Source organism: Shewanella rhizosphaerae (assembly GCF_019457655.1).
Lineage (GTDB): Bacteria > Pseudomonadota > Gammaproteobacteria > Enterobacterales > Shewanellaceae > Shewanella > Shewanella loihica.
This window is the reverse complement of sequence record NZ_CP080420.1, coordinates 2,435,960-2,456,955: the sequence shown is the minus strand read 5'-3', so window position 1 is coordinate 2,456,955 and position 20,996 is coordinate 2,435,960. Positions and strand designations below refer to the sequence as shown.

Below are 20,996 nucleotides of genomic sequence, written 5' to 3'. Positions count from 1 at the left end.
GAGCAAAGCTATTGCGTGTATAGCGCTTTAAGGATTTAATACTAAAATAGTCAAATCATTAGGGAAACCGGAAAAGTGAGTCGCGGAGTGGCCAGTGTCCTTTAATGTGATAAAACCCCAGGCTTGGCAGGAGTTGCCCAACGGCTTGTGGCTGCAAGAGGCCATCGAGGATAAGCTGATGCCCTGGTGGCCCAAGGTGTTTGGCTATCATATGCTCTGCATGGGGCCCCTCAGTCATGCCCTAGAGAAGCCTAATCTGCCTATCGGACGTGAGTTTTCCCTGTGTGAGTCCGCCTTGTGCTGCCTACAGGGAGAGTATTCCCAACTGCCGATTCAGAATGGGGTGATCGATGCCGTGGTTTGTTCCATGTTGCTCGATTTCGAGGCCAATCCCTATAGCGTGCTGCGCGAAACCGACCGGGTGCTTATCTCCGGTGGCTATCTATTTATCATAGGTTTTAACCCTCTGAGCCCGGCTTTCTTCGGTAAGATGCTCCCCAGTCGTCAGGAAATGCTCCCCTGGAGCGGCCGTTTCTTTACCCCCGCCAGGGTCAAGGACTGGCTAGGCCTGCTGGGCTATCAGGTGGTGGGCGATGAGCGTCTGGTTTACCATCATCTGCTCAGTGAGATCCGCGGCGATTCCATCTGGCAGCATGCGCTGCAGGCCTGGCTGCCTGGCAGTGGCAGCGTCTATATTCTGGTGGCTCGCAAGTTAGACTCGCCCATGACGCCAATCCTGGACCGGCAGAAGGTGCGTCAGCCTAAATGGTCTACCGCGCCAACTGCGGGAAGGGTCAAGCAGTTTAAGCTTAAGTAATTAGGTGTTAAGTAATTAGGCGTTAATTAGTTAGGTGTTAAGCGCTAGCCTTTCGCCTGATAGCCTGTGTCTACCTCACTCGGGCCAGCCTCGGCGGCTTCTCGCGCCAGGGTATCGCAGCGCTCATTTTCGATATGACCCGCATGGCCCTTTACCCAGCGCCAGTCTATCTTATGTGCACCGATGGCGGCGTCCAGGCGCTGCCAGAGGTCGACATTTTTCACCGGTTCCTTGGCGGCGGTGAGCCAGCCGCGCTTCTTCCAGCCATGGATCCACTGGGTGATCCCCTGGCGCATATATTGGCTGTCGCTGGTGAGAATGATCTGACAGGGTTCCTTGAGCGACTCCAGCGCCATGATGGGGGCCAGGAGTTCCATGCGGTTGTTGGTGGTCAAGGCGAAGCCGCCACTGAGTTCCTTCACGTGGGCCTTATATTTCATCACCACGCCGTAGCCGCCGGGACCCGGATTGCCCAGGCAAGAACCATCGGTAAAGATTAAGAGTTGTTTCAGTCCGTGCATCAAGTTGCTACCATAGCCAAATAGGACTGCAGTATACCCAATATTTTTTTGTAAAAGCGTGTAATTATATGAATATTATCTCCAATGCTAAGCGCCAAGTGATTCTCGATACCGAAACCACGGGTATGAACCAGGGGGCCGGTGCCGTCTATTTTGGCCATCGTATTATCGAGATAGGCTGTGTCGAGGTGATTAACCGTAAGCTGACCGGCCGCCATTTTCACGAATATATCAACCCGATGCAGGCGATCGACGAAGAGGCGATCACAGTGCACGGTATCACCAACGAGTTTGTGGCCGATAAGCCTGTGTTTGCTCAGATAGCCCCAGCCTTTCTAGAGTTTATCGATGGCGCCGAGATTGTGGCACACAACGCGAACTTCGACGTGAGCTTCATGGATCACGAGTTTTCGCTGCTTACCCCCAGGGGACCTAAGACCACAGATATCTGTCAGGTACTGGACTCGCTGGAGATCGCCAAATTTCTTCATCCAGGCCAGAAGAATAACCTGGACGCCCTGTGTAAGCGCTACGGCATAGATAACTCGCGTCGCGAACTCCACGGTGCATTGTTGGATGCCGAGATCTTGGCCGATGTATACCTCATCATGACGGGGGGACAGACCAAGTTTGAACTCTCAAATGAGAAACCGGGGCAGGAGAGCGGTGGCATCATACGACTCGCAAATAATCGTCCAAGCCTTAAAGTGATCGGCGCTTCGGCCGATGAACTGAATATGCATGAGCAAAGATTAGATTTAGTTGAAAAATCAGGACAATGTATTTGGCGAGGATAAACGTCATCCTATGAGAAATTGGCTGCTACGCGCGATTTTCACCTCGGGATTATTGCTGCTTACTTTGAATGCCACGGCCCAGGTCGTGCCATCATCCCAGGCGAGCGAGCTTAAAAACCGTTTCAGGATCGATCATATGGTCGATGAGCTGACCCTGTTTGTGCAGCGCGACTATGGCAGCGCGCCTGTGATCATCGTGCTGCCCAACGGCAGCAAGTGGTATGTCTCGCGCCATCCAGAGTCGGTGCAGTGGGTCGATGGCTTAAGCGGCGACATCATCACCATCAAATCTCCCATGCCTGGGCCTTGGCAGCTGCTGGGTAAGGTCGCTAAGGGCTCTAAAATCGATAAGGTCTCCAAGCTGGGGATCGAGGTCGACCCCATGCCACAGCCGCTCTATCAGGGTGAGCGAATCAAGGTAACCGCCAAGCTGTTAGGCGACGAGCAGCGCATGCGCATGCCTGGACTGGACTATTTGGTGGACTGGACGGCGAAGTTTATCAGTGAGCACAGACCCGGGGACGAGAACTTTGCCGCCGGTACCCTAATCGTCGGCAGCTATAAGGATAACGGCGAAGGTTTGGATGGCGCCCCCGACGATGGCATCTTTACCGCCGATATCAACCTCAATCAGCCCTGGGGCCACTATCGTTTTCTGGTCAGCGCCAAGAACAATACCTTTAGCCGCGAGGTGGGCGGTGACATCGTTTTATTGCCTATGCCGGTTTCCCTCTCTGTCATCGCCCCGGAGGATCACCTTAAAGGCCGCTGGCAGGTGGAGGTGATTGTCGATGATGAGCAGTTGCAGCTGGCAAACACCCATTTCGAATTTGAATTAGTCGGCCCCGCCGGGCTGCAGCTGACCCTCCCTGTACAAAGTGTTACCGATAAGCGTATGCAGTTGACCCTGCCTCAGGTGTCTGAGTTCGGCAGTTATCGAATCAAGGGGATTGCCGCGGCCACCTCTGTCTCCGGGCGCGAGGTGCTGCTCACTCTGCCTGAGAAGTTCTTTAATCTGGTTCCACCACCCGAGCCACCGCCAACGGCTGAAGAGCTAGCGGCCATCGCGGCCAAGAAGGCGGCTATAGCCGAGGCCAAGGCAAAAGATGATGCTATGTTCTGGATAGTTACTGTGAACCTTAGCCTCTTGGTCTTGGGTACACTGGCGTTACTGGTGTGGCGTAAACGACAAAATCTTAAGCAGGCGCTGGCGGTGACCGCGGCGCGCCTCGAAGAGCAGCGGGCTAAGGAGATAGGACCGACTTTGGATGAGATCGACCTGACCATGCCGGAAGAGGGCGAGCTAAAAGGCGCCGAGGCGGAGAAAAGCTAGCCGCTTTTATCGATTAATCAGGCTTGGTTGGCGAATTTTTAACTGATTAGTTTGTTTCAGGAAAAAAGTTATTGACGGGACTAGGTGGCCTAAGTATTATCCTTCGCAACTTGATGTGGAGCGGTAGTTCAGTTGGTTAGAATACCGGCCTGTCACGCCGGGGGTCGCGGGTTCGAGTCCCGTCCGCTCCGCCAATCAAGTGCCTAATTTTGATAGAATGCTAAGGCGTTTTATCCGAGTTTAGGAGCGGTAGTTCAGTTGGTTAGAATACCGGCCTGTCACGCCGGGGGTCGCGGGTTCGAGTCCCGTCCGCTCCGCCAACTACATGGAAGCCTCGTCAGCAATGACGGGGCTTTTTTGTATCTGTTTTCTTTGAATTGCATAAGTCCCATATTGCCAGGGTTTTAGGATAAGAGCTGTAGTTCAGTTGGTTAGCGCTTTTGAAAGCATGGCGGCCTGTCACGTCGGTGGCGCCGATTCGAGTCCCGTCCGCTCCGCCAACTACATCGAAGCCTCGTCAGCAATGACGGGGCTTTTTTGCATCTGTTTTCTTTGATTTGCATAAGTCCCATATTGCCAGGGTTTTAGGATAGGCGCTGTAGTTCAGTTGGTTAGCGCTTTTGAAAGCATGGCGGCCTATAACGTCGATGGCGCTGATTCGAGTCCCGTCCGCTCCGCCTAATACATCGAAGCCTCGTCAGCAATGACGGGGCTTTTTTGTATCTGTTTTTCTTTGATTTACATAAGTCCCATATTGCCAGGGTTTTAGGGTAGGCGCGGTAGTTCAGTTGGTTAGCGCTTTTGAAAGCAAGGCGGCCTGTTACGACGGTGACGAAGGCTTAAGTCCCGTTTGCTCCGCCAACTACATGGAAGCCTCGTCAGTAATGACGGGGCTTTTTTGTATCTGTTTTTCTTTGATTTGCATAGGTCCCAGATTGCCAGGGTTTTAGGATAAGCGCTGTAGTTCAGTTGGTTAGCTCTTTTGAAACCATGGCGGCATGTCATACCGGAGAGCGCAATTTCGAGTCCTGTCCAACTCTCCGACAAGATTTAGGCCTCAATGGTGAAGGGACTATCAATCTTTCCAATATCTTGTTTCTGTAACGAGCAGACTCTCCAAACTGCCTTTTCGCTTCTAGTTGTCCTATACATTTGAGCTGACAGTGTTATCTTGCAAGCAAAGGGAAAGTAGGCGTGCTATTTAGTTGCCCGTCTTGGCTATACTCATGCTAGTTACTGGGGCGAGTCAGCCTTAGCGCATTAAGGATAAAAATAATGGTAGAAAAGATCACGGCCATGTTGGGGTTAGTGGGGATCTTGTCAATCGTGTGTCAGTGGCTTGGTTGGCGGCTGCGACTGCCGGCGATTCTCCCCTTGCTGCTCTGTGGTCTGTTGGTGGGGCCGGTTTTTAATTTGCTGGATCCCGATGCCATTTTTGGCGATCTGCTATTTCCTGTGATCTCACTCGGGGTGGCGGTGATCCTGTTTGAGGGCGCGCTCACGCTCAATTTCTCCGAGATCCGCGAACATGGCCGCATGGTGACCCATCTGGTGTCGCTCGGTACCTTAGTCACCTGGATCTGTATCGGTGTAGCGACGCACTTCATCATGGGGTTCTCTTGGGAGCTGGCCATGTTGTTTGGCGCGCTGGTGGTGGTGACCGGCCCTACGGTGATAGTGCCTATGCTGCGCAGCATTAAACCAAAATCCCAATTGGCCAGTATTTTGCGCTGGGAAGGGATAGTGATCGACCCCATCGGCGCCTTGCTGGCCGTCTTAGTGTTTGAATATCTAACTGTGGCCGCCGAACCCGCCAGTCATGTGTTGCTCTCGCTGTTTTCCATGCTGGGTGTCGGCCTGGGGCTTGGCGTCCTGTTTGGTTACGGCATAGGGGTGATGCTGCGCCGGGCCTGGGTGCCGCATTATCTTAAGAATACCGCCGTGCTCACCATCATGCTGGGGGCATTCGTGGCGTCTAACCTGCTGCAGGAAGAGTCTGGCCTGCTTACCGTGACCGTGATGGGGATCTGGTTGGCGAATATGCGCGGCGTGGATATCGGCGAGATCATCGAATTTAAGGAGACGCTCACCGTACTCTTCATCTCGGGCCTGTTTATACTGCTGGCGGCCAGATTGGACTCTACAGCCTTGATGCAACTGGGATGGCAGGGGCTGGCGCTTTTGTTGGTGGTGATGTTTATCGCCAGACCATTAAGTGTCTGGTGCTGCGCCGTGGGTACCTCGCTGCCTCGCGCCGATAAATGGTTTCTCAGCTGGGTGGCACCAAGGGGGATAGTCGCGGCGGCGGTGTCTTCGCTGTTTGCCATCAAGCTTGAGCGCCTCGGGGTGGCGGGCGCCGATAAGATAGTGCCGTTGGTGTTTTTGATCATCATAGGCACAGTGGTCTCCCAGAGCCTCACGGCCGGGGCCTGGGCGCGGTTCTTAGGGGTGAAGGCGGGTTCCGCTCAGGGGCTGCTGATTTTTGGCGCCTCTAAGTTTGCCAGGGAGCTTGCCAAGGTACTGCTTCAGAAGAATGTGTCCGTGGTCTTGGCAGATAACAACTGGGATAACATACGTTTATCGCGAATGGATAATATTCCCGTGTACTTTGGTAATCCCGCCTCCGAGCATGCCGATAATGCACTGGATATGACGGGATTGGGTCGCCTCCTGGTCTTGTCTCCCTATCGTCAGCTCAATCCGCTGGTGACTTTTCATTTTCAAGATATTCTTGGCAAGAATAAGGTGTTTGGCCTGGGAAGCGGCGAGGGTAACAGCGCCCGCCATCAGTTGTCCGAGTCCTATTTGGAGCGTCTTTGCCTGTTTGGTGACAATGTTACCTATGCACGGCTCGCCAGCACCATCGCCAAGGGTGGTAAGATCAAGAGTACCAGCCTGACGGAGAACTTTAGCTTTGCCGATTTTAAGCAGCGCTACGGCGAAGGCGCCTTGCCGCTCATCTATCTGCAAGAGGGTAAGGTGAAGCTTATTACCCAGGCGGTGGATGACTTGCCGGTGGGCATAGAGCTTATCAGCCTGTTATCCGAGGAGGCGCTCAATGAAGCGCTGCTGGCCGATGAGAAGAAGGCGGCAGCGTCCATTGAAGACGGTGAATGTGTGCCTTCTAGGTCAGTTGATGGCAGTCAGGAAAGTAAAAGCAGTCAGGAGAGTAAAGGCAGTCAGGTGCCATCAGCTGTGACGGCAGACGAGAAAGCGGCTGGTTAATGTATTAGCGTTAATCTTTACCTTTGAATAATTGCGTTGGCAGTTTTAGGAGATAAAAAAGGAGGCGATTGCCTCCTTTTTTTACGGATCAGTTATCGCCTCGAGTTCAGGCGGCCTGATGTTGAGTCTCATCGTCTAGCGTCTGCGCTCTGAGCTCGGCTGGGTCGAAGTCATCGACATTGATTGACTTCATGCGGCCAATCTCGGCGCGCTCGAGCAGTGCTACTTCCTCATCGCTCAAGATCCCCAGTGCCTTACCCTCGGCGGCTAGCTTATCCAGCCACATGAAGGGGTGGCGTTTACCGGTTGCCTTGCAGATCTTATCGTGCAGCGGTTCACAGGCCAGAATGTCTTTAAAGGTCTGCTCCTGAATACCGACGGCGTTGAATGGTGACGGTGTCCAGAACTGGCCTTTACCCAGACGGTCACGGCTGGCACAAGGGGTTTGCATGATCTTAGCCACCTTATGATCCAGCACATCGCTTGGACGCTTAAGTGGACGACCAAATGGGAAGAGGATGACTCTTAGCACGCGGCCCAGTCCCATCGGGAAGTTGTTGAGCAGATCGTCCAGCGAGTCTTGCAACTTGTAGAGGGCATCTTCAACCGCCCATTGTACCAGCACAAGATCTTCACTCTGACGGCCTTCGTCCTGATAGCGCTTCAGGGTCGCCGAGGCCAAATACAGCTGACTTAGCAGATCGCCAAGACGGGCGGAGACGCGCTCTTTACGCTTGAGGCCGCCACCAAGGGTTGCCATGGCCAGATCCGATAGAAGGGCCAAGTTGGCACTGAAGCGGTTCATGTGCTGATAGTAACGCTTAGTCTTGTCCTTGTACGGGCTGTTTGAGAAGTAGCTCGAGGTCAAGCCCAACCAGAAGCTACGCACCAGGTTGCTGGTGGTAAAGCCGATATGACCAAACAGGGCAGAGTCGAAGTCGTTAAGCGACTTGTGTATGTCCGGATCAAATGCCGCTTCCATCTCGGCCAGTACGTAAGGGTGGCAACGGATCGCCCCTTGACCATAGATGATCATCGAGCGGGTCAGAATGTTAGCCCCTTCAACGGTAATGGCAATAGGCGCCGCCTGATAGCCGCGGCCCAGGTAGTTGTTCTCGCCAAGACACACGCCTTTACCACCGTGAATGTCCATGGCGTCGATGACGCATTTCTGCATTCTGTCGGTCAGGTGATACTTAACGATGGCCGAGATCACCGATGGTTTCTCACCAAGATCGATACCTGTGGTGGTCAGGGTGGTGACCGCATCCATCAGATAGGCGTTGCCGCCGATGCGTGCCATTGGCTCTTCGATACCTTCCAGCTTACCGATAGGTAGCTTGAATTGACGACGAATGCGGGCGTAGGCACCTGTGGCCACCGCCGCGGTTTTGATGCCGCCGGCTGAGTTAGAAGGTAGTGTGATGCCGCGTCCAACCGAGAGACACTCGACCAGCATGCGCCAGCCCTGACCGGCCATCTCTGGACCACCGATGATAAAGTCCAGCGGAACGAACACTTCGTTACCGCGTGTCGGACCGTTTTGGAACATACAGTTCAGCGGGAAGTGACGACGACCGGTTTCGACGCCGGGCACATCCGTTGGGATCAGCGCACAGGTGATGCCTAGCTCTTCCTTGTCGCCCAACAGTTTGTCGGGATCTTGCAGCTTAAACGCCAGACCCAGGACGGTCGCAACCGGTGCCAGGGTGATATAGCGTTTGTTCCAGGTCAGTTTCATCCCCAGCACTTCTTCGCCTTGCCATTGGCCTTTACAGACGATACCAAAGTCAGGGATGGCGCCGGCATCCGAACCCGCTTCTGGGCTGGTGAGGGCGAAACAGGGAACTTCTAGGCCTTTGGCCAGGCGAGGTAGATAATGATCTTGCTGCGCCGGGGTACCATAGTGCTGTAGCAGCTCGCCGGGGCCGAGTGAGTTAGGCACGCCAACGGTTGAGGCCAGCTCGCTAGAGACGCCCGCTAGCTTTTGCAGTACGCGAGACTGGGCATAGGCAGAGAATTCCAGACCACCGTACTTCTTCTTGATGATCATGGCGAAGAAGCCGTTGTCTTTGAGGTATTGCCAGATAGATTCGGGCAGATCGCCGAGTTGGTGAGAAACCTGATGCTGGTTGAGCATCTTACACACTTCCTCAACCGGTCCTTCGAGGAAGGCCTGCTCTTCGGCGGTCAGACGGGCGACAGGGTAGTTATGCAGTTTCTTCCAGTTAGGCTTACCGGCAAAGAGATCCGCTTCCCACCAGGTGGTACCGGCTTCGATCGCTTCTTTTTCGGTGGAAGACATCTCCGGCATGATCCCTTTATAGAGTTTCAGCAGCGGACGGGTGATCACGCTTTTTCTGAAGGCGCCTATGTTAAGCGGTAGGGCGATGGCCAGGAAGACCAGCCAGGCAAGGGGGGAAATGCTCGCGGTTGCTGTACCCAGTGCCATCACGATAGCCGCGATGATGGTCGAGGTCAGCAGGGATACTCTAAGGTAGGCTAAGGCGCCTAACGCAAAGAGCATCACAAAAATCCAAAGTAAGCTAGTCACGGTAATTCTCCTTCAATAGCGACCGAAAGCTGCTCTATGTCAGCATTTTTTATATGACCATAATCACAATTATAGATGCTGGTCAGACCTGTGTCGCATAAAATCTAACCCTATGGCGGGTTTTATACAAGCATTTTTCAAACAATTGTTTAACTTTTTTGTTGAGGCGAGGATTCCACAAATTGGGTCAAGTCGTTAGAATTAAATAAGATAAGCAATTTAGAGTTAAGGTGTCTGTTTATGTGTGAGTTGCTGGCCATGAGCGCCAATGTGCCCACGGATATCGTGTTTAGTTTTACCGGGCTGGCAGAGCGTGGTGGCGTTACAGGTCCCCATGTAGATGGTTGGGGGATCACCTTCTATGAGGGTAAGGGGAGTCGCACCTTCAAGGATGCCTGCCCCAGCAGCGAGTCTCATGTGGCGCAATTGATCAAGTCTTACCCCATCAAGAGTGAAGTGGTGGTCAGTCATATCCGCCAGGCCAATCGCGGCTGTGTGTCGCTGGAAAATACCCATCCCTTCACCCGTGAGTTATGGGGACGCTACTGGACCTATGCCCATAATGGTCAGCTTAGCGATTATCAGCAAAAATTTGCGGTGCGCCGTTATCAGCCTGTGGGTGACACCGACAGCGAACTGGCGTTTTGCTGGATTCTAGAAAAGGTGGTGGAGCGCTTCGGCGACGAGGCGCCGGCGGATCTGCTGCCCGTTTATCGGTTTATCGCCACCCTGGCCGATGAGATCCGTGCCCTAGGTGTGTTTAACATGATCTTGAGTGATGGTGAGCACCTGATGAGCTATTGCAGCAATAACCTGTGTCACATCACCCGCCGAGCTCCCTTTGGTAAGGCCAAGCTTATCGATACCGACGTGGTGATCGATTTCGACAAGGAGACCACCCCCAACGATATCGTCACAGTTATCGCGACCAGGCCGCTGACCGATAACGAAGACTGGCATATTCTGAAGCCCGGAGAGTGGAAGCTGTTCGCCCGGGGTGAGCTTGTTTTAACTCAAGAAGGCTGAAGCCAAGAGAGCTTAGGTTAAAAGGGCTTAAGTTAAAGGGCTTAAGCTAAAGGGCTTAAGCCAAGCATACGACTAGTTGTAAACCTTGGAAAAAGAGAAGGGGCCTAAGGCCCCTTTTTAATGCTGATGTTGGTAATGCTAATCTTTCGGGCAGTATGTGCGAAGGATTCAGACAAGTAACTCAGTCTATGTCTGATTGTCTATGGTTGACTGTCATGGCCGATTTTTTAATGGTTGGCTTTCTACGGCTGACTTTCTACGGCTGACTTTCTATGGGTGAGATTGGTTTTGTCTATCTACGAGGGCCTTGGTCTGTTCACCTGTCTGTTGATTCGCCGGTTTATTGGTCTGCTCGTTGGTTTGCGCCATAGTCGGCTCACTGTACTGATAATTAAGCAGGGTGATATCTAGCTGTTTGCTGCCTTTCTCGAAGTGGGTCAGCCTGATAGGCAGATAGCCGAGCTCAGGCGACATCCAGAAAAAGGTCTGGCGTTTGTCGTTGTCCCGCACCACTTCTATCTTGACCGTCTCATAGGTGCCGCTGGAGATCACCATGCGCTCCTTGCCGACCACTTTAAAGTCATACTCATCTATCTCGCCGCTCTTGAGCATCTTGTAGTGCAGCTTATTGCTGCCCTTCATGATATCTAGCCTAAACTGCAACTGAACCATCAAGGGGTCGAAGAGATCCGGGGTATAGGGAAACTTTGCCCTTTCATCCTTATAGCGGCTGTGCACCAGTTTCTGATCCAGTACATAGGCGGATTGTTCCTGATAGTCGGAGCCGGTGCCGCTGCGGTTATGGGTAAAGCGCATGGGGATAAGCTGCTCTCCCTCCTTGCTGAAGGTGCTGATGACGGTGCGTTTATCCCACAGCATCAAGAGGCTGACGTCGCTGTCGAAACGATATTGGTACAAGTTGCCCTGAGGCGCCGGCAGCTGATAGCGCGCCTTACCCAGCTCTATGCTGCCGTAGTTCACCTGATACTCGGCCGTGTGGGGGGTCAAGGGGTATTCATCGGCCTGTGCGCTAAGAGCAATGGCACAGAAAGATGAAATCATGAATGCGGATTTGAATATCGACAAGGCCTTCTCCCGGTAACTATAGGTTAAAAGGGTAATGCAAACACTAGGGTCGCCAGATCCGGCTGCCACTCATACTTGGACAGCTTAACCCTACCTCGGTTCACTTCTATCGCTTCACTTCTTAATCTCTGCATCTGCTCGATAAAATGGGGACTGGTCTCGGGAAAGGCTATTTTGCCTTGGCTGTTGATCACCCTATGCCAGGGAAGCGCCAATGTATCGGGCGCCATCTTTAGGGCGCGGGAGACATAGCGCGCCCGCCCGGGTAGCCCCGCGAGATCGGCTATCTTGCCATAGGAGCTGACCTTCCCCTCGGGGATCAGGGCAATCACATGCCATATCTTGGCCATGGGTGATAACTGTGTCTGATCCACGCGTTCTCCGTTTGGGCCCTAAGGCCTCTGCTTATTTCGGTTAATGATCTATTGTTTAAGCCCAGAGTGCTTAACTCAAAGTGTTTAGCTCAATGCGCTTAATTCAGTGCGTTTAACTTAAGCACGCCTCTGTCCGGCTTAAGGCTATGTTCTGATAGTAAACCAGATTTTTTATAATTTCTAAGGTTAAAAGGAGAGTCAATCTATCCGAGAGCCTGAGCGGCGGAGAGGCGAGAGAGGCGAGAGAGGCGAGAGAGGCGAGATGAGGGAGATAGTCGCTGTAGTGCTTGGCCGCTTGGCAGTGAGTTGTCAGGGGAAAAAGAACAGACAGGTTCTTGTCGCTTGGCCTGTCTGTTCTACTCTCTGCTCGCTTGTCTGTGTGAAGCGAGGTGTATCGCTAGCCTTGCGCGCCCAAGGCGTTTGGCTGCGCCTGTGATAACGCCTGTTTGGCACCAAAGCGGTGAAACAGTACCAGGCCTATGGCGGCAAGCAGGCCGAAGCCGCCTATGATGTACCACATCAGGGCTGGCTGCCCGGCGCCCTTAGCCACTTCGGCGTAGAGGTAACCCGATAGTGGGCCCGCCAGCAGGAAGCCGATGGCCGATGAGACGAAATAGTAGCCCATAAACATCGCCTTCTTATCCTGGGGCGCGAAGCTGGCCACATATTCCTGGCTCTTAGGGGACGCCACCATCTCGCCGATAGAGAAGACTAAGATAGAGGTAAGCACCATGGCGCCGCCCATGAGGATGCCGTGGGCCAGTCCGCCCAGCGCCGTGCCCAGTGCCAGGATGAGGGTGCCGGCCACCAGTACGGGTAGTGGACTGAAGCGCTCGGCGATGCGGCTCACCATCACCTGCATCAGCACGATCGAGAGAAAGTTCAAGCCGATAAGGTACTCGGGGTTCACCTGACGATACTGCTGGGCGAACTGCTGGCTATATTGACTCGCCAGCTCTGGGCTTTGTGCGATGGCGCCAAGGGCTGTGCCCAGCTCCTCCTTTGGGATCATTACCTTGGCATGGACCAAGTCGAAGTAGGCCTCTGACAGGCTCAGGCTTCCTGCGGTGTAGGCTTTTGCCGCGTTCAGTAGCTCGTCGCTGAGCAGAGAGATATCCACGGGGGCGAAGAAGACGAGCAGTCCGGGCCAGGGGGCGAGCATGGCGACCAGATCTGAGGTATCGACAAAGTCACGGATATAGATGGGTAGGGTGATGAAGATCTGCTGGTAGACCATCCAGAAACCGGAGAGGATAAGCAGGTAGATCACGAAGGGTTTGTTGCCCAGGGCGATCTTCTGTTGATACCAGGGCAGTTGCTTATCTGACTTGGCCAGCGTGTTCCAGAGAAAATGCAGACTAAACCACACCAGATAGATGGTGAGGCACTGCTCGCCACTGATCCACTTGGCGCCGTAGGAGAGCAGGATCACTAAGGTGCCGAAAAACAGCAGGGCAAAACGGGCGTTGCCCAGCACCTCTTGGATGTCTCTCAATACCTGAGACAGCGGCTTGCCCCGCTGCTGGTGGGGATCCGTCGGCTCGCGATAGAAGAAGGTCGCCGGTATGAAGTTAATGCCTATCCAGATCGCCGACATGATGAAGACCCAGTCCCAGCTGATGGCGCGGACATAACCTGCGATGAAGGGGCCGAGGAAGCCGCCCACATTGACCATCATATAGAAGATGCCAAAACCCAGGCCGCGGTTGGTGTGATCTGTGGTGCGTGCCACAGTGCCCGTCACCACAGGTTTAAAGCAGGCCGCGCCTATGGCGACCCCCATGAAGGCGATGAAGAAGCCGCTAAAGCTGCTCACCTGTCCCAGGAGGAAATAGCTGGGACACATGATGGCGTAGGCGATCAGGAACATCTTACGGTAGCCATAGCGATCGGCCAGTGCGCCGGTAAGTACGGGAAACAGGTAGAGAAAGAAGGGGATCATCCCCTGCAACAGACCACGCTCCTGTTCGCTAAAGCCTAAGCCGCCTTGATGGGCGGGAGAGGTCATGTAGAGGGAGGAGAGGGTAAAAAAGCCATACCAGGCGAGACGCTCGAAGATCTCCATGGTATTGGCCACATAAAAGGTACTGGGCAATGGGGTACGTGTAGGGGTCGTCATTATTACTCTCGTATATTGTATACATTTGTTTAATTATGCTATCGGCTTGAGCGATGAAATACAAGTCGGCGGCATGGCCTGGCCTGAAGAGAAAACCCGATTGCGGTTGCCTTTAATGTGATTTCGGTCATAATGGCGCCACTTTATATGCCTAATTTGATTAACCAGAACCTGAGACTATGCCTGTACTCGATATATTGACCATTCCCGATGAGCGCCTGAAACGTAAGGCCAAGCCCGTAGAAGACATTGCCGCCGTGCAAGGTTTTATCGATGATCTGATCGAAACCATGTACCACACAGACGATGGCATAGGGCTCGCCGCTACTCAGGTGGGCAGCGAACACGCCATCTTAGTGATCGATCTGTCTGAGGATCGCGATCACCCCTTGGTGGTGATCAACCCTGAGTTCGTCGAGCGTTCGGGTGAGATCGTCGGCGAGGAGGGTTGTCTCTCAATTCCTGGCTACCGCGCCAAGGTGACACGTTTCGAGAAGGTGAAGGTCAAGGCGCTTAACCGTCAGGGGGAGGCTTTTGAGATCGAGAGCGATGACTTCCTAGCAATCGTCCTGCAACACGAGATGGATCATCTCGATGGCAAGGTCTTTATCGAGCATTTGTCGCCCCTCAAGCAGCAGATAGCGCTCAAGAAGGTAAAGAAATATCGCTAATCGATAGCGATAGCCGATAACCCATAACCGATAAAACCACCCTAGGGTGGTTTTTTTGTGTCTGTCTGCCGCTTACCGGCTCGATGCTTTGGGGTGATTTTCTACTCCAATCTCAGGTTTCTCTGCTTGCGATCTGTCAATTTATAAATATACTGTATTTATATACAGTATATGTGCGATATTTATGTTGAGTGTTGCTCGGACGTCAAGCATGGCGATAGCTTAAGTCAGGTCTAAGCCTATAGTCCGATTTCCGAGGGGGCGCTTAACCGAACCGAATGAAAGCGGGTGCATTATGGCCTTGGCAGATCTTCAACTTGAACGTTTACTCCAGCGCAGCGATCTCTGGCGCGGCGATGTCTATCATCCCCAGCAAATGGGGCTGGACAGCGGCTATCCCGAGCTTAATCGCCATCTGGGACAGAGAGGCTGGCCCAGTCAGGGGCTGTGTGAGATCTTCTGCTCCAGCGAAGGGATCGGCGAGTTGAGCCTGGCGCTGCCTCTGATGCGCCGTCTGATCCCTAGGCAATCGAGGGAGGGAAGTGCTGCCGGGTTGGTGAGTCTGGTGGCGCCGCCTCACGTGCCTTATCCCCAGTCGCTGGCGATGCAGGAGATAGATGTCAGCCGTCTCCTGTGGGTCGATACCCAGACGCCGAAGGAGCAGCTTTGGGCGCTTGAACAGATCTTAACCAGCGGCGCCTCGCCCCTGGTCTTATGTTGGCTCGAGGGTCTCAGTGTCAGTCAGGCCAGGCGCTTGCAGCTTGCCTGCGAGAAGGGCGAGAGCCTGTGTCTCTGTTATCTGCCAAGCAAGGTCAAGGATCAGGCTCATCCCGTGCCACTGCGGATCGCCTTGCAACCCAGCACTGAAAGCAACACAGGAACCAACATAGAAACCAATACAAAAACCAGTACCGAAACCAACACAAAAATGGGCAACGATAGGCTTCTCGAGACCCAGGTGGATATTCTAAAGCGCCGTGGGGGCTGGCCGGCGCCGCGCTTCTCCTTATCCCTGCTACCTGAGTTGCTGGCCCAGAGTCTGATGCTCGATGTGACTAAACAGCAGGAGCAGGATAAGAGATTGGAAAATGAGCTGGATAAGCAGCAGAGCGGTCAGATCTTACAAGGTCCCTGGAGTGCGTAGATGTTGTGGCTGGCGGTCTATTTTCCCCACTGGTTACTCCAGTATCAAAGCTATCATCAAGGCTTGCCCCAGGGCGGCGAGCTGGCCCTTTTTGAGCGTCAGTCGAGTCAGATCCTGATCGCATCGAGTGCTGCGGCTAAGCTGGGCGTGGAGCCGGGGCAGAGCCTGGCTACCGCCCAGACGCTCAGTCCATCGCTGCAACTGCTGGCCTATGACCCCTCCTTGAGTCAGGAGGCCAGCCATTGGTTGTGCCAGTGGAGCTATGGCTACAGTGCCAGGGTCGTGCCGCCTGTCTGCCCGTTTGAACAGGCCCAGCAGCATAGGCTAAATAAGCCGAGTAAGTCACATAAAGCAAGCAAATCGAGTCGATCCTATGATGTGCCCAGTGTGACAGACACCCTGCTGCTGGAGGTGGGCTCCATGGCAAAGATCTTCGGTGGTCTGGACAGGCTCATCTGTCAATATCAGAAGAGCGCCCAAGGCTATGGCCTCGAGTGTCAATTTGCCCTGGGGGAGAATGCCTTGCTGGCTCAGTTGGGAGCCAGGTATCTGCCGCTCACAGTGCCTGTTGAAGCTGGGTGTGATGAGCATAGGAATGCGGAACCAAGCCTTGAGCCTGAAAGAGGTGTCACGGCATCTACTCATCTTGCCAAACGAGAAGTGAGAGAATCGGCAAGAGAGGAGGAAGTCCAAGGAGAAGAAACCAAAGCCCAATCGATAGATGAGCAAGCGGGGGCATCTCTGGTGAGTTTACCTCAGATCAGTCTTAAGCAGATCGCGCCTCTGCCGCTCTCTATCTTGCCACTGCCAGGGCATGTGCTGCAGTCTTGCGAGAACATGGGGCTGACTCAGGTGCAGGCGCTGCTCGCCTTGCCTCTCAAGGAGCTTGGAGAGCGCTTTGGCGAGAGTGTCTTAACCCTGCTGGCTCAGCTCAAGGGGCAGCTGCCTCAGGTGCATGAGTTTTACCAGATGCCAGAGTCCTATCGTCATAAGCTTGAATTGCTCTATGAGGTGAGTCACCTCGAAGGCTTGGCCTTTCCCCTCGGGCGCATGCTAGCAACACTATCGGCCTATCTGGTGCAGCGCCAGCAGGCGGTGCTGGCCCTGTCATTAACCTTAGTGTTTCGCGACTTGAGTCTGGCGCCACAGCGCTGCGAGATCCGTTATCCATTCGCCGAGCATAGGGGGGATGCCTTGCTGAAACTCTGCCGTGTGCAGCTAGAGAGTCTCACCCTGGCGGCGCCTGTGATCAGCCTGGCTATTCAGGCCGATACTCTGGTGCCGCTATCGGTGCAGACATCCAATTGGTGGCAGGGCGAGGGTAAGAGCGATGCCAGCATGCGCCTGCTCTCACTGCTTGAGGCGCGTCTAGGTGCGGATAAGGTTAAGGGGCTTGAGCACTGCAGTCACCATCTGCCGGAGCTGAGCTGGCAGAGCCGCTCGCTTTCTCAGAGCCGAGTTTCTCAGAGCCAAGTATCTCAAAGCCAAGTATCTCAAAGCCAAGTATCTCAAAGTCAAGTATCTCAAAGCCGCTCGGGTGCCTTGGGGGGCAAGCGATCGAATCAAGCTGTTTCTCAAAGCACTTCCCGTCAAAACACTTCTCGTCAAAACACTTCTCGTCAAAGCCTTTCTACTCGAGGCGCTTCCAGCCAAAAGTTTGAGAGCCAAGCGCTTGAGCGCCAAGCGTATGATCTGTGCGCCGAGCCGAGGGCTTGCTATCAGGGCAAGACCCGTGCGCTGAGCGAGGAGGCGACCTTATTTGCAGATCTGTTTCATGGCCTGTGTGATGGCCGCATCCGCCCCAATTGGTTACTGCGCCAGCCCGAACCGTTGGCGCCGGAGTCGGTGAGCCTGCTCAAGGGGCCGGAGCGGCTGCACAGTCCCTGGTCGGCGGCCTCGCCGCGGGATTATTACCTTGCCCGCATGCATCAGGGGGGGCTCTGCTGGGTATTTCGCTCGCCTGAGGGACTATTCCTGCAGGGATGGTTTGGCTAATGTACAGCGAATTACAGTACGCCGAGTTGCACGTCCTCTCGAACTACAGCTTCTTGCGCGGGGCTTCCCATCCTCACGAGCTGGTGGAGCAGGCCAAGCGCCTTGGTTATCAGGCATTGGCGCTGACCGATGAGTGTTCCTTTGCCGGTGTGGTCAAGGCCCATGAGGCGGCCAAGCGCTGCGATCTTAAGCTGATCCTGGGCGCCGAGTTTCATCTCGACGAGGGACTGTTTGTGCTGCTGGCGCCTTGCCGTCTTGCCTATGGTGAGATCAGCGCCCTGATCACCAACGCTAGACGAAGCCAGGGCAAGGGGGAGTACAGGGTGAGCCTTGAGGCCATCTTGGCTCAGCAGCAGAGCCTGCTGTTGTGGCGCCCGCCCACACTGGCGCAGTTCAGGCAGGCTGGCGAGGCAAGGAGTGGCGAGGGAAGGAGAGATGAGGCAAGGAGTGACTTGACCGTAAACGGTACGGCAGAGAGTGAGATGGCTGGGGGCGATACGGCAAAGGGGAGTGCGGCACAGAGCGATGAGCCTAATCTGTTGTCCCGTTATCGTGAGCACATTGCTAGCATCGCTTCACGGTTGGTTCTAGCCTTTCCGGAGCGTCTGCATCTGCTGATGGAGCGGCTCTTACTGCCGGGAGAGGCCCTTAACTTGCAGCAGTGGCAATGGCTGAGTCAGGCTCAGAAGATCCCCTGCGTGGCGGCTGGTGGCGTGCGCATGCACGAGGCGGAGCGTCAGCCGCTGCTGGATATTTTAACCTGTATCGCCCATGGGCGGGATCTCGACAGCGGCGCGGCGCTATGCTCCATCAACGCCGAAGCCAGCCTCAAGCCGACTGCGGCGCAGCATAAACGTTATCCCCAAGAGTGGATCGATAACGGCCTGGCTCTGGCCCGTCGCTGCCATTTCTCTCTGGATGAGCTCAAGTATGAGTACCCGGCCGAGGTGGTACCTGCCGGCATGCAGGCCAGCGATTATCTGGCGCAGGCGGTGCGCGAAGGCGCTAAACGCCGTTTTCCCGACGGGGTGCCCGATAGGGTGAAGGCGCAGTATGAGAAGGAGCTAGAGCTGATCGCGGCGATGGCCTATGAGTATTTTTTTCTGACCATCTATGACATCGTCTGTTTCGCCAAGTCTCAGCAGATCCTCTATCAGGGAAGGGGGTCGGCGGCCAACTCTGTGGTCTGTTACTGCCTGGGGATCACAGAGGTGGATCCCACCAAGATCAACATGTTATTCGAGCGCTTCATCTCCAAGGAGCGTAACGAGCCGCCAGATATCGATGTGGACTTCGAGCATGAGCGGCGCGAGGAGGTGATTCAGTACATCTATCGCAAATATGGCCGTGAGCGTACGGCGCTGGCCGCGGCGGTGATCTGCTATCGCTTCAAGAGCGCCATGGGCGATGTGGGCAAGGCGTTGGGGATAGATGCCGAGCAGGTAGCCCTGATGATAAAGAATATCGATCGCCGGGATCCCAAGCATCACTGGACGACTCAGCTTGCCGCCATGCTACCAGAGGCTGGCCGCGGGCGCATGTTGCTGCCCCTGGTGCAGACGCTGATCGGTTTTCCCCGCCATCTGTCTCAGCACGTGGGAGGCTTTATCATCTCGGCAGGACCCCTGTCTGAGCTGGTACCCATTGAAAATGCGGCCATGGCGGATCGCACCGTGATCCAGTGGGATAAGGATGACTTAGAGAGCCTGGGGCTGTTAAAGGTGGATATCCTGGCCCTGGGGATGCTGACGGCGATCCGTAAGACCTTCGCCTTGCTGAGCGGCCCAGAGAAAGTCTTTTCCATGGCCGATGTGGTATGGGAGGAGGCCGAGGTCTATCGCATGTTGCAGGCGGGCGACAGCATAGGGGTGTTTCAGGTCGAGTCCCGGGCGCAGAGCGCCATGCTGCCAAGGCTTAAGCCAGCTTGTTACTACGATCTGGTGGTGCAGATCGCCATCGTTAGGCCAGGGCCTATTCAGGGGGATATGGTGCATCCCTATCTGAGGCGGCGGGATGGCCTGGAGGCGGTAGAATATCCCAGCCCGGCGGTTGAGTCCGTGCTGTCCCGTACCATGGGGGTTCCTATCTTTCAGGAGCAGGTGATCCAGCTGGCCATGGTGGCTGCGGGGTTCAGTGGCGGCGAGGCGGATCAGCTGCGCCGGGCGATGGCGAGCTGGAAGCGTACCGGTGAGCTTGAAAAGTTTGAGGCTAAACTGCTTCAGGGGATGGCGGCGCAGGGGTACAGCCAAACATTCGCCGAGCAGATCTACAGGCAGATCAAAGGCTTTGGCGAGTATGGCTTTCCCGAGTCTCACTCCGCCAGCTTTGCCCTGCTGGCCTATGTGTCGGCCTATCTTAAACATCATTATCCGGCGGCCTTCTGCTGCGCCTTGCTTAACAGTCAACCCATGGGCTTCTATAGCCCGTCGCAGCTTATTCAGGATGTGCAGCGCCACGATGTTATGGTACTGCCGGTATGTGTCAATCACAGTGACTGGGATAATAGCCTGGTGACCCTGCTGGAGGCTGAGCAGCCTGCGATACGTCTGGGCTTTAGGCAAGTGAAGGGACTCAGGCTGGAGGAGATCAAGATCCTTATCGCGGCGCGCCCCGAAGGCGGCTTTACCCGGGTCGAGCAGCTCTATGAGCTAGGTTTATCTCAGGGCTGTCTGACCCTGCTGGCCAGCGCCGATGCTCTGTTGACGCTGGCCGGGCATAGGTATCAGGCGCGCTGGCAACTCAGTGCCTATCAGCCGAGCCTTCCTCTGTTCGATGACTTGCCTGCTGTCGCCAGTGAGGTGGTGTTGCCGCCCCCAAGTGAGATGGCTGCCATGCAGAGCGACTATCGCCATCTGGGGCTCAGCCTGGGGCGCCATGTGATGGCTCAGCTTAGAGGGCTGGCGTCATTTGTGGGTTGTCGCCGCGCCTGTGAGTTAGTCGATTGTCGTCATGGGCAGCTTGTGCGTGTGGCGGGGGTGGTGGTGGGGCGCCAGCGTCCCGGTACCGCCTCTGGGGTCACCTTCGTGACCTTAGAAGATGAGACGGGCAACATCAATGTGATCGTCTGGAGCGCCACGGCCAGGGCGCAGCGTCAGCCATTTTTGACATCAAAAATTTTAAAGGTAACAGGGGTGCTTGAGACCCAGTCTGGCGTGTCACATGTTATCGCGGGTAGACTGGACGATCTATCGGCTCTGGTGAATGATTTTGAACTAAGTTCGCGGGATTTTCGTTAGTGGTCGCACGTTAATGATGCCACCCTGGCAAGCTACAACAGGCCGTCTAGGATTGTCCCTGTCATTGTGCTCGTCCTAGCCCTTTGAGGTATACTCAT

The 20,996-nt window shown here is 54.7% G+C and carries 14 protein-coding genes and 2 tRNA genes; 11 read left to right on the top strand and 5 right to left on the bottom strand.

What is annotated here, in order from left to right; all coding sequences use genetic code 11:
• The first annotated feature begins 94 nt into the window (after nt 1-94).
• Nucleotides 95-817: a methyltransferase domain-containing protein gene (locus K0I63_RS10970; RefSeq protein WP_220081054.1), complete on the top strand. Its 723-nt coding sequence runs from the start codon at nt 95-97 to the stop codon at nt 815-817.
• 44 nt (nt 818-861) lie between these two features.
• Here K0I63_RS10970 and rnhA read toward each other — a convergent pair whose 3' ends face one another.
• Nucleotides 862-1,338, bottom strand: coding sequence for a ribonuclease HI (gene rnhA / locus K0I63_RS10965; protein WP_220081053.1), 477 nt, complete (start codon nt 1,336-1,338; stop codon nt 862-864).
• Between the two features lie 68 nt (nt 1,339-1,406).
• Here rnhA and dnaQ point away from each other — a divergent pair, with 68 nt between their 5' ends.
• The 5 genes from dnaQ to K0I63_RS10940 all read left to right on the top strand — a co-directional run bounded on the left by dnaQ (nt 1,407) and on the right by K0I63_RS10940 (nt 6,693).
• The gene (gene dnaQ, locus K0I63_RS10960; protein ID WP_011865909.1) at nt 1,407-2,135 is read left to right on the top strand and encodes a DNA polymerase III subunit epsilon; all 729 of its coding nucleotides are present in this window, start codon (nt 1,407-1,409) and stop codon (nt 2,133-2,135) included.
• Nucleotides 2,136-2,145: 10 nt separating this feature from the next.
• Complete coding sequence (locus K0I63_RS10955; protein WP_220081052.1) at nt 2,146-3,468, top strand: TIGR03503 family protein; 1,323 nt, start codon at nt 2,146-2,148, stop codon at nt 3,466-3,468.
• A 117-nt stretch (nt 3,469-3,585) separates the two neighbouring features.
• Nucleotides 3,586-3,662: transfer RNA gene (locus K0I63_RS10950), tRNA-Asp, on the top strand.
• A 49-nt stretch (nt 3,663-3,711) separates the two neighbouring features.
• Nucleotides 3,712-3,788: transfer RNA gene (locus tag K0I63_RS10945), tRNA-Asp, on the top strand.
• A 955-nt stretch (nt 3,789-4,743) separates the two neighbouring features.
• A complete protein-coding gene (locus K0I63_RS10940) occupies nt 4,744-6,693 on the top strand; it encodes a cation:proton antiporter (RefSeq protein WP_220081051.1) in 1,950 nt (649 codons plus the stop codon).
• Between the two features lie 106 nt (nt 6,694-6,799).
• Here K0I63_RS10940 and fadE read toward each other — a convergent pair whose 3' ends face one another.
• Nucleotides 6,800-9,247, bottom strand: a complete 2,448-nt coding sequence (fadE, locus tag K0I63_RS10935) for an acyl-CoA dehydrogenase FadE (protein WP_220081050.1) — start codon at nt 9,245-9,247, stop codon at nt 6,800-6,802.
• Between the two features lie 240 nt (nt 9,248-9,487).
• On the opposite strand from fadE, the gene K0I63_RS10930 reads away from it, so the two are divergent.
• On the top strand, nt 9,488-10,273 hold the full coding sequence (locus tag K0I63_RS10930) for a class II glutamine amidotransferase (RefSeq protein ID WP_220081049.1): 786 nt from the start codon (nt 9,488-9,490) through the stop codon (nt 10,271-10,273).
• Nucleotides 10,274-10,543: 270 nt separating this feature from the next.
• Here K0I63_RS10930 and K0I63_RS10925 read toward each other — a convergent pair whose 3' ends face one another.
• The 3 genes from K0I63_RS10925 to K0I63_RS10915 all read right to left on the bottom strand — a co-directional run bounded on the left by K0I63_RS10925 (nt 10,544) and on the right by K0I63_RS10915 (nt 13,852).
• Nucleotides 10,544-11,335: a DUF3108 domain-containing protein gene (locus K0I63_RS10925; protein WP_220083423.1), complete on the bottom strand. Its 792-nt coding sequence runs from the start codon at nt 11,333-11,335 to the stop codon at nt 10,544-10,546.
• A 47-nt stretch (nt 11,336-11,382) separates the two neighbouring features.
• A complete protein-coding gene (locus tag K0I63_RS10920) occupies nt 11,383-11,709 on the bottom strand; it encodes an MGMT family protein (protein WP_220083422.1) in 327 nt (108 codons plus the stop codon).
• A 421-nt stretch (nt 11,710-12,130) separates the two neighbouring features.
• Nucleotides 12,131-13,852: an MFS transporter gene (locus tag K0I63_RS10915; protein WP_220081048.1), complete on the bottom strand. Its 1,722-nt coding sequence runs from the start codon at nt 13,850-13,852 to the stop codon at nt 12,131-12,133.
• A 179-nt stretch (nt 13,853-14,031) separates the two neighbouring features.
• Here K0I63_RS10915 and def point away from each other — a divergent pair, with 179 nt between their 5' ends.
• The 4 genes from def (at nt 14,032) to K0I63_RS10895 (ending at nt 20,898) form a co-directional block, all read left to right on the top strand.
• Nucleotides 14,032-14,523, top strand: coding sequence for a peptide deformylase (gene def / locus K0I63_RS10910; protein WP_220081047.1), 492 nt, complete (start codon nt 14,032-14,034; stop codon nt 14,521-14,523).
• Nucleotides 14,524-14,818: 295 nt separating this feature from the next.
• Nucleotides 14,819-15,667, top strand: coding sequence for a translesion DNA synthesis-associated protein ImuA (imuA, locus tag K0I63_RS10905; RefSeq protein ID WP_220081046.1), 849 nt, complete (start codon nt 14,819-14,821; stop codon nt 15,665-15,667).
• Nucleotides 15,668-17,662, top strand: a complete 1,995-nt coding sequence (locus tag K0I63_RS10900) for a Y-family DNA polymerase (RefSeq protein ID WP_220081045.1) — start codon at nt 15,668-15,670, stop codon at nt 17,660-17,662.
• The gene (locus K0I63_RS10895) at nt 17,662-20,898 is read left to right on the top strand and encodes an error-prone DNA polymerase (protein WP_220081044.1); all 3,237 of its coding nucleotides are present in this window, start codon (nt 17,662-17,664) and stop codon (nt 20,896-20,898) included. Before K0I63_RS10900 ends, K0I63_RS10895 begins: the two co-directional genes overlap by 1 nt.
• Nucleotides 20,899-20,996 lie beyond the last annotated feature (98 nt).

Coding starts and splice junctions, on each gene's coding strand:
- K0I63_RS10900 (WP_220081045.1), top strand. CDS start 15,668: ATGTTGTGGCTGGCGGTCTATTTTCCCCACTGGTTACTCCAGTATCAA.
- rnhA (WP_220081053.1), bottom strand. CDS start 1,338: ATGCACGGACTGAAACAACTCTTAATCTTTACCGATGGTTCTTGCCTG.
- K0I63_RS10895 (WP_220081044.1), top strand. CDS start 17,662: ATGTACAGCGAATTACAGTACGCCGAGTTGCACGTCCTCTCGAACTAC.
- K0I63_RS10925 (WP_220083423.1), bottom strand. CDS start 11,335: ATGATTTCATCTTTCTGTGCCATTGCTCTTAGCGCACAGGCCGATGAA.
- K0I63_RS10920 (WP_220083422.1), bottom strand. CDS start 11,709: ATGGCCAAGATATGGCATGTGATTGCCCTGATCCCCGAGGGGAAGGTC.
- K0I63_RS10930 (WP_220081049.1), top strand. CDS start 9,488: ATGTGTGAGTTGCTGGCCATGAGCGCCAATGTGCCCACGGATATCGTG.
- K0I63_RS10940 (WP_220081051.1), top strand. CDS start 4,744: ATGGTAGAAAAGATCACGGCCATGTTGGGGTTAGTGGGGATCTTGTCA.
- K0I63_RS10955 (WP_220081052.1), top strand. CDS start 2,146: ATGAGAAATTGGCTGCTACGCGCGATTTTCACCTCGGGATTATTGCTG.
- imuA (WP_220081046.1), top strand. CDS start 14,819: ATGGCCTTGGCAGATCTTCAACTTGAACGTTTACTCCAGCGCAGCGAT.
- K0I63_RS10915 (WP_220081048.1), bottom strand. CDS start 13,852: ATGACGACCCCTACACGTACCCCATTGCCCAGTACCTTTTATGTGGCC.
- dnaQ (WP_011865909.1), top strand. CDS start 1,407: ATGAATATTATCTCCAATGCTAAGCGCCAAGTGATTCTCGATACCGAA.
- def (WP_220081047.1), top strand. CDS start 14,032: ATGCCTGTACTCGATATATTGACCATTCCCGATGAGCGCCTGAAACGT.